Raw genomic sequence first — 13,810 nt, forward strand, 5'->3', positions numbered from 1 at the left:
AATCTACCTCATAAGTAGACATCAAAAACACCACGCCCATCAATATTAGTACTACCTAAAATTGCAGCTGAAACCGCCGATATAGAAGCTGACAAATGGATAAATACCAAAACAAATGGATAAATCCCCCTTGTCTCTTGTAAAACCACGGCTTTCATTTATAAATTCAACTTTTGGGTGAACATCTCTACAACCTTTCATTACAGCCCGAATTCTGCGATTAGTATCAACATCTTGAGAGAAATGGTGACATTTTAGTTATGTTATTTAGAACGGACTCTTGGGTTGAATGACAATCCCAGCCATCACATATCAATCACACAAATATAATAACTATCGCTTAGGAGTTGAGCTATGCACTGTTCTTTCAATATAAATAACAATAACGAAAGCTTGCAACTAATCTATAATGAAGAAAAAATTTACATAAAGAGAGACAGTAATAAGATATCAGAGGAAACTCTTAATAGTAAAGAGAGTTTTGTCTTCAAGTATTTAATTGAAAATGCTTCAATTTCAAATCCTCAATCTGCCCGAGATGTTGAGGAGTCATTTAAATTACATTTTGATGAAGAATTTAGTTTATATGCATTAAAAAACATTATCGCTTCTATAAGAAAGAAGTACCGAAACCTTTGTAAGAAGGCAAAGGTTGATAATAATAGCGAACTCATTTCCAATCTCTATAAAGTCGGATACTTCATTGATCTCGACAAAAGCTCAGAAAACCGCATCGCCCCCAAGCACAACATCAACCAGTTCAAACCTAGCCAGATAATGATGCTAAAGTTGATGCTCAACACTTATTACAAGGAGTTGATCAGGTCTCTGATAACCGTACTCACTGTGACTTCACTCTCTCTATTCGTTGTCTACTTTTTCCAAATCCTTTATACAACGAAAATTGCTAATGAATACAGCGAGAACACCAAGCACATAGCAGAAGAGGTAATGGATTACGGCTGTGATAGCGCGGGCGCGGTACACTCGTTAAGGCACTCGCTTAACCTCGATTCGGTGGTTATGACTACACCTTATGGTTCATGCTACATCTCTAAGAGTCGTTCTCAGTATGTTGAGCTCGATCAGATTGATGATTTTTACGATAGTGCTGACTTTGTTTATTCTCGTTTCAGTAACCCTGAAAATAATACCAAGCTAACGGTTCGTATTTCCAAAGGTTCTATTGAAGCGCGTTACAGAAACTCATTACTGCCTCTGCTGGTTGATTCCGTCTCTATTCAAAAGAATGGCTACTACATTCTCAACCTTGGCAATAACAGCCAGTCAATTTACACCTCACCACTACCAAGCGGTGCTACCATCACCTTCTATAGTGACGATATCATTGCACTATGGGGCGTGCTGTCACTATTGCTCGCAATCCTACTCTATCGCTCTTATATTCTAGGGTTCTTTATCTATCTCTTTCGCTGGAAGCACATCTCGTTTGAAGAAGAACCAATCATCAATACAGAAGACAACACCGTTTTATACTACGAGTTGTTGTCTCGGGTACGTAATGTCGGTGTTCTTAGCTTTATTAATACGATGAGACGCACCAACCTACTGACTTTTCATACCATTTTGCTTATTGAAACGGTAAGAAACGCCAAGTTGCACAACAGCCACGAGATCTATGGTGTCAACGTATGCCCGAGTGCGTTAGTAGGGAATAATTTTTCCAAACTCAAAGAGCATTTGGACGCAATGGAAGCGAATGAGTTTGTCGTCGAGATCACGGAGTACTCAAACATTGGTTATGGCTGTGAAGTCATCGATAACATCAAAGCGATCAAGAAGCTCGGGATCACCATCGCCTTGGATGATTTTGGCACAGGTAACAACAACATCGAAATCATTAGCGTGATCTCCCCCACCTACCTGAAACTAGATCGCTGTTTCGTTAAAGACATTGAATCAGGGGAACATCAACAAGGTGTACTACTGAACATCTCTGAAATTGGCCGCTTATCAAACATCACGATGATTTATGAGGGTGTTGAAACGCGCAGACAACAGTACATATTGTGTCAATTGGGCTACAACTTGCATCAAGGTTACCTTTATAGCCGCCCTCAAAGTACAACGAGCTAATCTCTTGTGAACGCTTAACCGTATCAAGGTACCTGTGGACTCAAAGTCATCGATTGAATTAAGCGTTGTTGCACTTGAGGCTTTCAGAGTTCACAGGAAAATAGGCGTCTAGTAATCCTTTAGCAGTCAGTGGCTTATCAAAGTAATAACCTTGTAGTAAGTCACAATGGTATTGCTGCAACTTTGCCATCTGCTCAGGGGTCTCTACGCCTTCTGCCACGACTTTCATCTGGCAAGAGGCGCCAATATCAATAATGGCTTTTACCAAAGTCTCACTGTGCTGACTGGAATTCAGTTTGCCGATGAAAGATCGGTCGATCTTGATCTCTGTTATTGGAAGCGTATTAAGGTAGTTGAGTGATGAAAAACCGGTACCAAAGTCGTCAAGTGAGATACCAAACCCATAATCTCGAAGCCTTCTCAGTATCGGCTCGACGATATGCAGGTCTTTAATTAGGATGTTTTCCGTCAGTTCAAGAGTCACTCGCTGAGGAGCAATGCCGACTTGTTCCACTAGACAAATCACCTTCTCGTCAAAACCAAGTTCGAATACCTGCTTGGGGGACACATTCACCGATACACACACAGCCCCAGGTCCGTTTGGCATCAAATTAAGGGTGTCTTCACATGCTTTTCTCAACACAAATTCACCAATCTCGTGAATTTTTCCGACTCGCTCTGCCGCAGGAATAAAGTCTAACGGAGACACAAAACCAAGTAAGCTATTGTTCCAACGACACAGCGCTTCAACCCCTTTGAGCTGTTTGGAGTGAGAGTCCACTTGAGGTTGATAGAACACGCTGAACTCGCCGCGTTCTAAGGCGGTTTCTAACTGCTTTTCAACCGAATAGTCGTACTTCACCTTTCGATTGATCACATCATCGTAAAACACCGCATCACCTTTGTTCGACTCCTTTGCCTTGTAGAGAACAATGTCCGCTTTGGTCAGTAACTCTTCGACTTCCGTACCATCATAAGGGTACATAGACACGCCTGCCGAACACCGTGTAGAAACGCTTGTCCCCTTGAGAATAAAGGATGGCTTGAAGACATCTTGTATTTGTTGAACCTTCCGCTCAGCTTCAATAAGATCATGAATGCTTGGTAAACAGAAAACGAACTCATCCCCTCCAAAACGAGAAACAACATCGTTCTCTCCTAAAATCTCTTCAAAGCGCTGACCTATCTGCTTGAGCAGTTCGTCTCCACTCGCATGACCAAATTGATCATTGATACGCTTAAAGTTATCTAAATCAACAAAGACTAACGCCACCAGCTTACCCTCAAGTTTTGAGTGAGCAATGGCACGGCTAACTTGAAGCTCTAGTTCAGAACGATTGGGGAGTGCCGTCAACGAGTCGTGTTTTGCCATATGCTGTAATCGACGGCGGCTGCTTTGGATTCGGTTGAAATCATCCGCAATCCTCTGCTCCATTTGAGAAAAGCGTGTCGATATTCTTCGGCTGATAAGAGCACTGATAAAAATACAACTCATGGTGACTAACACACTTAAAACGAGGACCAACCCAAACTCGTTACGAGACTCAGCCAATAGCTCATCCTTACGCTTCTCTATCGAAGCGTTGACGTTATTCAAATAAACGCCAGTTCCAACAATCCAATTCCAATCACCGACCTTTTTGACATAGCTACTTTTAGGGCCAATAACGCCATTTTTATCAGCGGTAACATAATCAACGAATCCACCCGCTTCAGACTGAGTGAGCACATCATGTTGAAAGATATCTCCCAGATCCTCATAAACATTGAGCTCCTGACCAATAAGGATTCGATTTGCGTGGAGTAAGCTGTCACCATTTTGTTCAAAAACAAACAGGTAGCCATTGTCGCCCACCGTGACTCTCGACAATATCTCTAGAATCCTTTGATAGCTGGCTCGTTTCACATCATCCAAAGACACCCCCGTACCAAAGTACCAGTCAAAGGGCTCGAATCGGCGAATATAGGTTAATTTCTCATAGTGCGTACTTTCGATATACGGCTTCTTTATATCTCGCCCCTCTAGTTCTGGGCGCGGAACGAAATACCGAGAAAACGCGCCATTACTCCGTTTAAGAAGTTCAATTTGCTCTTTGATGACAGCCACACCTTGAGTGTCTGTTGTCTTAAGTTGATTGGTGTTTTCAATTTCTGGGTTAAGAGGATGAACGAGTGACGTACCCTGCATGTCATAGGCGTAGATATATTCTTGTTTTTCAGCATAACTCAGCTTTCTGATCTCATTTAAAATCAGTTGTTTAAGTTTGTCTTCTGGCAGGTGTTGGTTCGAAGAGTAGATATTTTGAGCCGCAGTGTATGCCCTATCTAACCGTCGAGTAATGCGCTTTTTGACTTCATCTTCAACAAGGCGTTGAGTGTGTGTAATTTGCTGAGAAACCTGAAGCACCTGCGCCTCAATAGAGCCTTTTTGGGCGGCAATATAGTCGGTTCGAATTAACTCAACCAACGCCTTAACCTTTTGATTCACACTCTTGAACATCGCCATATTCAAGATGATCGCAGAAAAGATGATGATGGTTATTGGCAAATACTTGGTAAACCAGACCAATTTTTTGTCATTAATGTGCAACATACGAACTCAACATCACAGTACGGAGTTCCATATAGTAACGTTATTTTTACTGAACATCCAACCATAAAAATATTCTATTAATTTTTATAAAAGTCTTGCCAATACGAATAAAAAGGTTAGTGTTATACACATGTATATCACCATGCAGTTTTAATTATGACCGAATGGAAAGACGACCAACCGATCTTTAGGCAGCTTGCCACTAAGATCAGCGACCAGATTCTGCAAGGTATTTGGCTAGAGCAACAGGCCCTGCCCTCTGTGCGCGCTGTTGCTGCTGATCTTAAAATCAACCACCTTACCGTCATGAAAAGCTACCAGTTACTGGTTGATGAAGGCTTGGTTGAAAAGAAGCGAGGCCAAGGTATGTATGTAGCCGAAGGTGCACTTCAAAAACTGAAAGAGTCCGCACACCAAACTTTCATCAACACACAGATCCCAGCCATCGCTGAGACGCTAGGCATCATTGATATGAGTGTCGAAGAACTCGTGAAACAGCTAGAACAACACATCAAGGACAAGTCATGAGTACTTTACTTTCCGTGAAAAACGTAACCAAAACGTATTCGAATCAAGTGGGTGTAGAGAACATCAGCTTTGAGCTAAAGCCAGGACAAGTACTAGGTTTACTTGGTCACAATGGCGCTGGTAAATCGACTCTCATCAAGTCACTGCTTGGTGGGCATAACTATCAGGGTGAAATTGAAGTTAACGGCTACCACCCAATCCACCAGCATGCAGAGCTCATGCAGCACCTATCTTACATCTCTGATGTGAATGTGCTTCCTGAATGGATGACCATCAAACAACTACTTCGTTACACCGAAGGCGTACACCCGAGTTTCAACCGACAAAAAGCCGAGCAAACTCTGAGTAGCACGAACATTAAACTCTCTTCCACAATCAAACAGCTCTCTAAAGGGATGAAAGTACAAGTGCACCTTGCGATCATCATCGCAACTGACACTCAGGTACTCATCTTGGATGAGCCAACACTTGGCCTAGATTTGATTTACCGAGACACCTTCTACCGCCACCTGTTGGAATGGTTCCACGATGGGGAGCGTGCGATGATCATTGCTAGCCATGAGGTTTCTGAGATCGAACATCTACTGACAGATGTACTTATTCTCAAACAAGGCCGCTGCGTGCTGCAGAAGAGTATGGAAGCGATAGAGAGTGATTATTTCATCATCGAAGTAGCAAACAGCCACTCAAGCGACATCCAAAAATTGAAACCACTGACCTCACAACCGGGCTTAGGCACAACGAAATGGTTATTGGAAGGTCAGTACAGACCACAGGTTGAATCACTAGGTAACATCTACAACGTTGGTCTGGCTGACCTATTCCTTGCAACACAAACGGAGAAGGCATAATGCACCCAAGTTTTTATATGCTAGAAAAAGAACTTATCGAGCACAAAATCAATACTCGATTGCCTCTATTCGTCGCACTGTGTGGTTTCTTACTCTTCGTTAGCCTGTTCTTTAATGGCGCGGCACAGCATGAATTTTTCTTCCAGATGGAAGTTAACGGCGATGTGAGCGACATCCACAGAGAATTCGCAAAAGACCTTAACTCAGTGATCTACTTTGGCGCAGGCTTAATTTCACTCCTACTTTCAACGCTTTATATCCCAAAAACACTGCGTAAAGAGCGCCAAGAAGGTAGCTCGATGTTTTGGAGAAGCATGCCGGTATCGAATGCTCTGACTCACGGCGTGAAGCTAGGCTTTGGTTTAGTGGTGATCCCAGCTATCTGTGCACTATTGGTTCTATTTGCCGACGTTCTATTCTGGGTTCTCAACGTGTCTAGCGAGCAGCAATTGGCGCTGTTAGTCGAGCAACAATCACTGTTTTACGTACTGAGTAATTGGGTGGTGTTCTTTGGCCGTATGTTGTTAGTGGCTCTCGTGTTATTGCCTTTAGCCACTGTCACCCTAGCGATTTCCCAATTGGTTAACTCACCGCTGTTAGTGATCTTTGTTTCAAGTTTTGCAATCAAATGGCTGGCTATCGCGCTATTCGGCTTCTATGGCATCAATGATTTCTTTTCTATTATCGCTTCACTGCCGATGAAAGTACTTACGGCAAGCAACCCATTCAGTGCGCTTTCTGAGGTCTCTATCTTATCTTTGAGTATTTACGTCTTGCTTGGTATCGGTGGCTATCTACTGAGCCTAAAACTCAATAGAACAGACGATGTGAGTTTGAAGACACTGTTCCAGCCATAGAGTTATCGCTGCTAATAAGCAACACGATAGAACAAGAAAGGTAGTAAAGCTTCTGAGAAATCGGGAGCTTTTTTATTGCCAATTAGTTTCAGGTAGTAGTTGGATCTGAAATAGTTTAAGGAAGCAGAGAGTAAGCCGAGGAGAAGATGAACCAAGAGAGTATTAATGAGCTGACATTAAATTGCATCGTAACGAATGCCTGCCAGCTCTTTGAGGGACGATTTCTTTAGTCGCCGACCAGATGAAGGTCCTTGAGAGCACTATTGAAATCGGTTTGTTGCGTTTTAGCGCCAGTAAATGGCTTTGTTTGAAAAGCTATCAGCTTTTCAAGTTTGTCGCTTTATCGTTTGAGATATAAAGCTTATTTCTTTGAAGCTTCTTTCGATGTGTCTTTCCAGTATTGGATACGAACGCGATGAAGCTGTGCTCTTCTCATTTTTTTCATAAGGTATATTTCCTTCTCATTTAGCTGCTCTTCATGAGCTATTTTTATTGCCAACCATTCGAATCTAACGGTGTTTGACGGCTAGTTCAATGATACAAATCACAAAATATAAAGAGTTCTGAGTACCATTTACATCAAAGTATGACCCAGATATCAACTGTGGCTCAATTTCATCGTATGAGCCGTTTTACGAATTTAAGGTTAAATATCTCAGATGACAAACTCATTTCAGTATCAATACAGTTCTATGATACCTATTTAATAGACCGGATTACCTCAAGTTTAGTTCCCAAAATTTGTTGGCAACCCACAACAAGTTACACGGTAACTTAAATCCAATGGGATCTCGCTATTTTTATTCACACCGGTCTATACGATACAAACTCAAAATGGGATTATGTTTGTCACGGATGGCGCTTTTAGTAAAAAAGCGAGTAATAGTAAATTTAAATGGACGTAATAATGAGTAAGGTCATTCTACAAGGACATATTCTCGTGCCAGACAACGAACTAGAGTTGGTAACACAAGCGCTAGTCGTTCATAAGGAACTCACACTGGCAGAACCTGGTTGTATTGTATTTCGTGTCAGCCAAAGCACACTTCAGCCTAACCGTTTCGAAGTTTATGAAGAGTTCACCAGTCGTGAGGCATTTCAAGCCCACCAAAGTAGAGTTAGATCCTCCGACTGGGGCAAGATAACCAAGAACGTGACACGTCACTATCAAGTGACCGATGTGACCACACCATCATGACCCAAGCATTAGCCAGCCAAATCGCAGCCTTGATCTCACAAGATCCTCTGCGGATGAAGGTTTTAGAGTGCGTGTCTCAACTCGAGCTGCCGCAATGCTATGTGGCAGCCGGCTTTGTGCGGAATCTCGTCTGGGATCACCTGCATGGCTTTGACGTCCCAACACCGCTCAACGACATTGATGTGATCTATTTTGAACGCAGTGATAGTGACTACGAATTAAACCTTCAATACGAAGCCCAACTTCTAGAGTGGCTACCTGAACTCAATTGGCAGGTTCGTAATCAAGCCAACATGCACACTCGAAATAACGATACTCCTTATCAAAGCACATTAAATGCCATGGGCTACTGGCCCGAGAAAGAAACAGCCATCGCCGTAAAACAAAACCTCAGCGGGCATATCGAATGTATATCGGCTTTTGGCTTAGAAAGCCTATTTGATTTGAAGATCACGCCTAACCCCAATCGTAGTCGTGATACGTTTGACCAAAGAGTCCAATCTAAAAACTGGTTAACTCATTGGCCAAAGTTAACGATTGAAAACAGCTAACGACTAACCAAAGTTAGCTCTGGCACCAATTAACTGACAGTCGAATTCAAGGCTAAAACGATTGACTAAAAGTCCAATCAGATCGAACATGCTCGCCTTTCTCAAATCAAACGCGCCTTTCACGGACAGTGCGCCCTATCATCTGACTGAGTAACGACCATGAACCAACAATACATGTTGCAAGCACTTCAAGCTTCGCACCAAGCCCTGCCTGATTGCCAACCAAACCCTCCGGTGGGTTGCATTTTGGTGAAAAACGATAAGGTTGTGTCTGTTGGGTATACACAAAAAGTCGGCGGCAACCACGCTGAAGTGGAAGCACTCAATCACTATGATGGCGACATGGAAGGCGTAACAGCCTATGTGACATTAGAGCCTTGTTCTTTTGTCGGTAGGACACCGGCTTGTGCTAACACATTGGTGAAAGCAGGCGTAAAACACGTTGTCGTTGCTATGTTAGACCCAGACCCACGCAATAACGGGCGCGGTGTAGCAATACTAGAATCCCATGGCGTCAAAGTCGATGTGGGGTTATGCCAAGCACAAGTGAGTGCCTTTTTAACCCCGTACCTTGGTAAGTCATAACAGCTATCAGCTAATTTATTGCCTACCTAGACAACGACCGACTTATCACTAAACAAGCGGAACCTAATCCACTTTAACTCGATAGAGTGGGTTTGCAGGCTTATCAACAAAGTATGACCAGATATGTTCGTAAACCGCATGTTGGTTAGGGAATGGTGCCAACGCTTTCGCTTCCTCTAAACTGCACCAACGATACTCAGTGTGCTCATGGTTCAACTCTACCGCTTGGTTAGGTGGGCACAACACGGCAAATATTGGAATGAGTTGAATCACATTTACGTTAGCCTCGTAAAACTGCTCTAGAAATTGAGCGTTATACAGCGCTTTTGCCTCAATCTTGGTTTCTTCTTCAAACTCACGTACGATTGCCTGCCAACCAGTTTCACCCGCTTCAATCGAGCCAGCAACATGGCACCAATAGCCGCCCTTTACGCGTTTCATTAATAGCATTTTCGTTTGTCCGTCGATCTCAGAAAGAGCGACACCAGCCACAATCGAAGTATTGAGTGGAATCATAACGTTACCTTATTTTGAACACGAAGCGAGCAAGCCTAGCACCCTTCCATTAGTAAGTAGTATTCGATGATGAAAAACGAGAGACCAATCATTAATTCGTATTCCTCCCCTGAGCACTCCAACCTTATGCGAACAATCAACTTTACTGTATAAAACCACGGTGCGATTTCTTATTTGAGGCGCTTTTAGATAAAGAGTAGAATCGCCTGCCTTATACTGTATTTAAGCTCTCAAAGCACAGTAGACTCGTAGCCATTTATCACCATTAAGTAAGACAACTATATGCACTCATCAAACTCCGCACACGACTCAGAAAACAGCCACACACCTGAGCATTGCTTCACTCGCTTTCAACAGCCGATCGAGTCATATTCGTTGCCAGAGCGTTTCACCTTTCCGTTTTATTACGAACCACACCCACTATGTGAAATTGCGTCGCACCAGCTTCAACAATATCTAGAAACCCAAACCGATTGGCAGCACGACTTCGGATTAGATTCTGACGAAGGTCGCGGTAAGATGTTTGGTGTATTACTAGTAAGAAGCCCTGAAGGTGAGCTTGGTTACTTCTCTGCATTCTCAGGGAAAATCGCCGATCAAAACCTACTGCCTCACTTTGTTCCTCCGGTATTCGACATGCTGAGCAGTGACAGCTTTTTCCGTCAAGAAACCGCAGATATGATGGCGGTAAACGCCGAATTTAAAGCGCTGCAGGTCAACGCTCAATACCTTGAGCTGTGTGAACAATTGGCACAGCAAAAAGCACAGGCAGAGCAAGAAATCGAAGCTCAACGCTTGTTGATCATTGAAGGCCGTAAAACGCGCAAAGAGCAACGAGAGCAAGGTAAAGAGAGCCTTGAGGAGCAAGCTTTTGAGCAACTAAACCAAGAGCTAAGCAAAGCCAGCGTGGCAGATAAAAACCAACAGAAATACCTCAAGCTCAATTGGGAACAAACCCTAAATGAGCTACAAAGCAAGGTGGATGTATTTACGGCTCAATTGGCTGAACTAAAAGAGCGAAGAGCACACCTCTCTCACCAGCTTCAACACAAATTGTTTTCACAATACGCTTTCTTAAATGCGGAAGGAAATATCGAAGACCTTAACCAGATCTTTGAAAACACACCAAACAAGATTCCACCAGCAGGTTCTGGCGAATGTGCTGCTCCAAAGCTTCTGCAATATGCCTATTTGAATGGCTATACGCCACTGGCACTTGCCGAGTTTTGGTGGGGGCGTTCACCGAAATCGGAAATCCGCAAACACAAGAAATACTACGCCTCTTGCCAAAGCAAATGTGTACCGATCCTTGGTCATATGATGAAAGGTCTTGAAGTGGACCCAAATCCACTATTAGAGAACCCAGCAGAAGGCAAAGAACTCGATATCCTGTTTCAAGATGAGCATATCGTTGTGGTACATAAGCCAGCAGGGTTCCTTTCGGTACCGGGCAAGACCATCAAAGATTCTGCCTACACTCGCGTTCAGGAAATGCATCCCGATGTGGAAGGACCGTTCGTGATACACCGCTTGGACATGGCGACCTCTGGCATTCTGATATTCGCGCTGACTCGACGCGCAAACAAAAGCTTGCAGAAGCAGTTCATTACTCGTGAAGTCGAGAAGCGATACGTCGCAATGATTGAAGGCGTTCTAGCAGAAGATGAAGGTTATGTTCGATTACCGCTACGTGGTGACCTGTACGATCGTCCTCGTCAGATTGTCTGCTACGAACACGGTAAACCTGCAGAAACCAAATGGGAAGTGATTGAACGCAACCAAGAGACCACCAAGGTTTATCTGCACCCTAAAACAGGACGCACACACCAGTTACGCGTTCACTGTTCACATGAAGAAGGGCTGCATATGCCTATCGTCGGTGATGGTCTGTACGGAAACAAAGCTGACCGTCTTCACCTACATGCAGAAAGACTTGCTCTACACCACCCAATTACCAAAGAGTGGATGGAATTCCAATTCGATGCAGAGTTCTAAAGATTCTCATCAATAACGAGTCTTAATGAAAGGAGTCACACCATTTGTGGCTCCTCTTCTCCCCTTTCCCCAACATTTCACGCCCCCGTTTCACCTACCTCTTTCGGATATATCTCCACGCTTATTGCACTACATCAAGGTTCACTTCATTTTGAGGTGTAGGATGCCCCTCTTCACATTTCCTTGAGGCCTTTGATATGTCATCAGCTGCTTTGAATCTACACCCTAATACTCAGACATCTTCTTTGATTGCTGCTCAAACACCAAAAGAGTTAAAAACAATTACGACCAGAAAACCGGATCTGAATTCGGCCATGTTAAATCTGATCGAAGAAGTGAAAAACGAACTCCCTCTGTACGAATCAGAAACGTTTATCTGTGGGCCAAAAGGAAACTGTTCGGGTTGCTCTAAGAAACTGCTAGAGATGGTCGACACAGAATTGATGTACTGGGAACACAGTATTTCAATGGGACAAGGGCCAAACTTCGAAGAACTGCGTCGCTTCGGTAAGCTATGCAGCAGTGTAAGACGTGGCTTAGAAAGAAACGGGCTCGTAGAAAAGCGTCCGAGAAAAAGATAACAAGTTCAGAAGTTAAATATTACCGACAACACTTATCACTAACTGGTTGAAGTTATTAACTATAAGAGCGATAATATTTTGTAATACAATTAGCACTCGGACAATATCTCAGAGGCTTTCGCCACCTTCTTTGGCGAATCCATTCTCCATGTTTGATGTGTCTACGCCTTCTGAAACACAACATTACATCCATTAGAAATCTTTTCTTGGATAACGGGGAGAGACCTTGAAGAAACCACAACCAGTACTGGGTAAGACCGGTATGCTATTTTTCCTCGTGATTATCAGCGCGTTTCCTCCGCTAACCATCGACCTTTATTTGCCTGCACTTCCGCAAATGGTCGAGGTGTTCAATACCGATCAATCGATGGTCAACCTAACCCTAAGCAGCTACTTCGTTACCTATGCAGTCGGCCTGTTATTCTGGGGACCACTCAGTGAAAAATTTGGCCGTAAGCCGATTCTATTGATTGGCTTGGCGAGTTATATGGTCGCGAGCGTGATATGCGCAATGACCAACAGCATCGAACAATTGATTGGCGCTCGCATCTTCCAAGCGTTTGCAGGCAGTGCCATCACAGTGATCGCGACCGCCATAGTGAAAGACCTTTATGACGGGCGCGAGCGAGAAAAGATCATGGCGACCATCATGTCACTCGTGATCATCGCACCCATGGTCGCGCCTGTATTTGGCGCCTTCCTGTTAAAGATCGCATCTTGGAGAATGATGTTCGTCACTCTCGCGATTTTTGGTGCGTTCGCTTCAGTATTAGCTTTCTGCTATAGAGAAACACTCGAAACCAAGTATCAAGGTTCTATGTTCCGTTCATGGGGAAGAATGGCTGTGGTCATGAAAAACCGCTCTTTCGTCAAGCTACTGGTTATTTTCTCTATCACACCAATGGCGCTGATGGGCTTTCTGGCTGCCGGATCGTACATTTACATCAATGACTTCGGACTCACCGAACAACAGTTCAGCTACGCGTTTGCATTCAACGCATTGTGCGCTTCATTCGGACCAACCATTTATATGAAGTTGTCCTATCGTATGCCAGTTCAAAAAGTCATCACCGGATGTTTTGCTTTATTGGCGCTTGCGGGCATCTTCACCCTAACTATTGGTGACCTGTCCCCTTGGTTCTTCATGTTCATCGCTGCACCAGCGACACTGATGGCGATCATCATGCGAGTACCCGGCACTAACTTGATGCTGAACCAACAAGACCACGACACAGGTTCTGCAGTTGCACTGATTCAATTCTTTAGCATGATCTGTGGCTCGCTAGGCATGGTCTTAGTTTCAATCCGCCCAGACTCGTTGATTGAAAACCTCGGCTTTATCCAATTATCCGTCGGCACCCTAGGCGGCTTAATGTGGCTAATGGTTAGAAACAAAGAGTATGTGACGACGAAGCTAAATTAGGGTTGTTCCAATATCTAATCTTGTACTTAAACGCG

Annotated in this window: 12 protein-coding genes; 10 read left to right on the forward strand and 2 right to left on the reverse strand. The window is 43.7% G+C overall.

Going from position 1 to position 13,810, the window contains the following annotated elements:
* Positions 1-354 precede the first annotated feature (354 nt).
* Positions 355-2,097 carry an EAL domain-containing protein gene (locus tag OH460_RS23965; RefSeq protein ID WP_116870915.1) on the forward strand — a complete coding sequence of 581 codons (1,743 nt, stop codon included), beginning with the start codon at positions 355-357 and terminating at the stop codon, positions 2,095-2,097.
* A 58-nt stretch (positions 2,098-2,155) separates the two neighbouring features.
* Here the strand turns inward: OH460_RS23965 and OH460_RS23970 are convergent, their stop codons facing one another.
* A complete protein-coding gene (locus OH460_RS23970) occupies positions 2,156-4,690 on the reverse strand; it encodes a bifunctional diguanylate cyclase/phosphodiesterase (protein ID WP_269999785.1) in 2,535 nt (844 codons plus the stop codon).
* A gap of 156 nt (positions 4,691-4,846) precedes the next feature.
* On the opposite strand from OH460_RS23970, the gene OH460_RS23975 reads away from it, so the two are divergent.
* From OH460_RS23975 to OH460_RS24000, 6 genes are all read left to right on the forward strand, one after another.
* Positions 4,847-5,218, forward strand: a complete 372-nt coding sequence (locus OH460_RS23975; protein WP_004740059.1) for a GntR family transcriptional regulator — start codon at positions 4,847-4,849, stop codon at positions 5,216-5,218.
* Positions 5,215-6,069 carry an ABC transporter ATP-binding protein gene (locus OH460_RS23980; protein ID WP_269999786.1) on the forward strand — a complete coding sequence of 285 codons (855 nt, stop codon included), beginning with the start codon at positions 5,215-5,217 and terminating at the stop codon, positions 6,067-6,069. Before OH460_RS23975 ends, OH460_RS23980 begins: the two co-directional genes overlap by 4 nt.
* The gene (locus OH460_RS23985) at positions 6,069-6,926 is read left to right on the forward strand and encodes a hypothetical protein (protein ID WP_269999787.1); all 858 of its coding nucleotides are present in this window, start codon (positions 6,069-6,071) and stop codon (positions 6,924-6,926) included. Before OH460_RS23980 ends, OH460_RS23985 begins: the two co-directional genes overlap by 1 nt.
* Before the next feature lie 907 nt (positions 6,927-7,833).
* A complete protein-coding gene (locus tag OH460_RS23990) occupies positions 7,834-8,124 on the forward strand; it encodes a putative quinol monooxygenase (RefSeq protein WP_116870919.1) in 291 nt (96 codons plus the stop codon).
* The gene (locus tag OH460_RS23995) at positions 8,121-8,675 is read left to right on the forward strand and encodes a nucleotidyltransferase family protein (protein ID WP_269999788.1); all 555 of its coding nucleotides are present in this window, start codon (positions 8,121-8,123) and stop codon (positions 8,673-8,675) included. Before OH460_RS23990 ends, OH460_RS23995 begins: the two co-directional genes overlap by 4 nt.
* Before the next feature lie 159 nt (positions 8,676-8,834).
* On the forward strand, positions 8,835-9,260 hold the full coding sequence (locus OH460_RS24000; RefSeq protein WP_008217355.1) for a bifunctional diaminohydroxyphosphoribosylaminopyrimidine deaminase/5-amino-6-(5-phosphoribosylamino)uracil reductase RibD: 426 nt from the start codon (positions 8,835-8,837) through the stop codon (positions 9,258-9,260).
* Between the two features lie 63 nt (positions 9,261-9,323).
* On the opposite strand, the gene OH460_RS24005 is transcribed toward OH460_RS24000, so the two are convergent.
* Positions 9,324-9,776, reverse strand: coding sequence for an NUDIX hydrolase (locus OH460_RS24005; RefSeq protein WP_008217356.1), 453 nt, complete (start codon positions 9,774-9,776; stop codon positions 9,324-9,326).
* 282 nt (positions 9,777-10,058) lie between these two features.
* Here OH460_RS24005 and OH460_RS24010 point away from each other — a divergent pair, with 282 nt between their 5' ends.
* The 3 genes from OH460_RS24010 to OH460_RS24020 all read left to right on the forward strand — a co-directional run bounded on the left by OH460_RS24010 (position 10,059) and on the right by OH460_RS24020 (position 13,775).
* Complete coding sequence (locus OH460_RS24010; protein WP_269999789.1) at positions 10,059-11,771, forward strand: RluA family pseudouridine synthase; 1,713 nt, start codon at positions 10,059-10,061, stop codon at positions 11,769-11,771.
* 197 nt (positions 11,772-11,968) lie between these two features.
* Positions 11,969-12,352 (forward strand): hypothetical protein, encoded by a 384-nt coding sequence (locus OH460_RS24015; protein ID WP_061031296.1) that lies wholly within the window; start codon positions 11,969-11,971, stop codon positions 12,350-12,352.
* A 226-nt stretch (positions 12,353-12,578) separates the two neighbouring features.
* The gene (locus OH460_RS24020) at positions 12,579-13,775 is read left to right on the forward strand and encodes a multidrug effflux MFS transporter (RefSeq protein ID WP_443088695.1); all 1,197 of its coding nucleotides are present in this window, start codon (positions 12,579-12,581) and stop codon (positions 13,773-13,775) included.
* Positions 13,776-13,810: the final 35 nt, after the last annotated feature.

Source organism: Vibrio sp. Makdt, from assembly GCF_027587015.1.
Taxonomy (GTDB): domain Bacteria; phylum Pseudomonadota; class Gammaproteobacteria; order Enterobacterales; family Vibrionaceae; genus Vibrio; species Vibrio chagasii_B.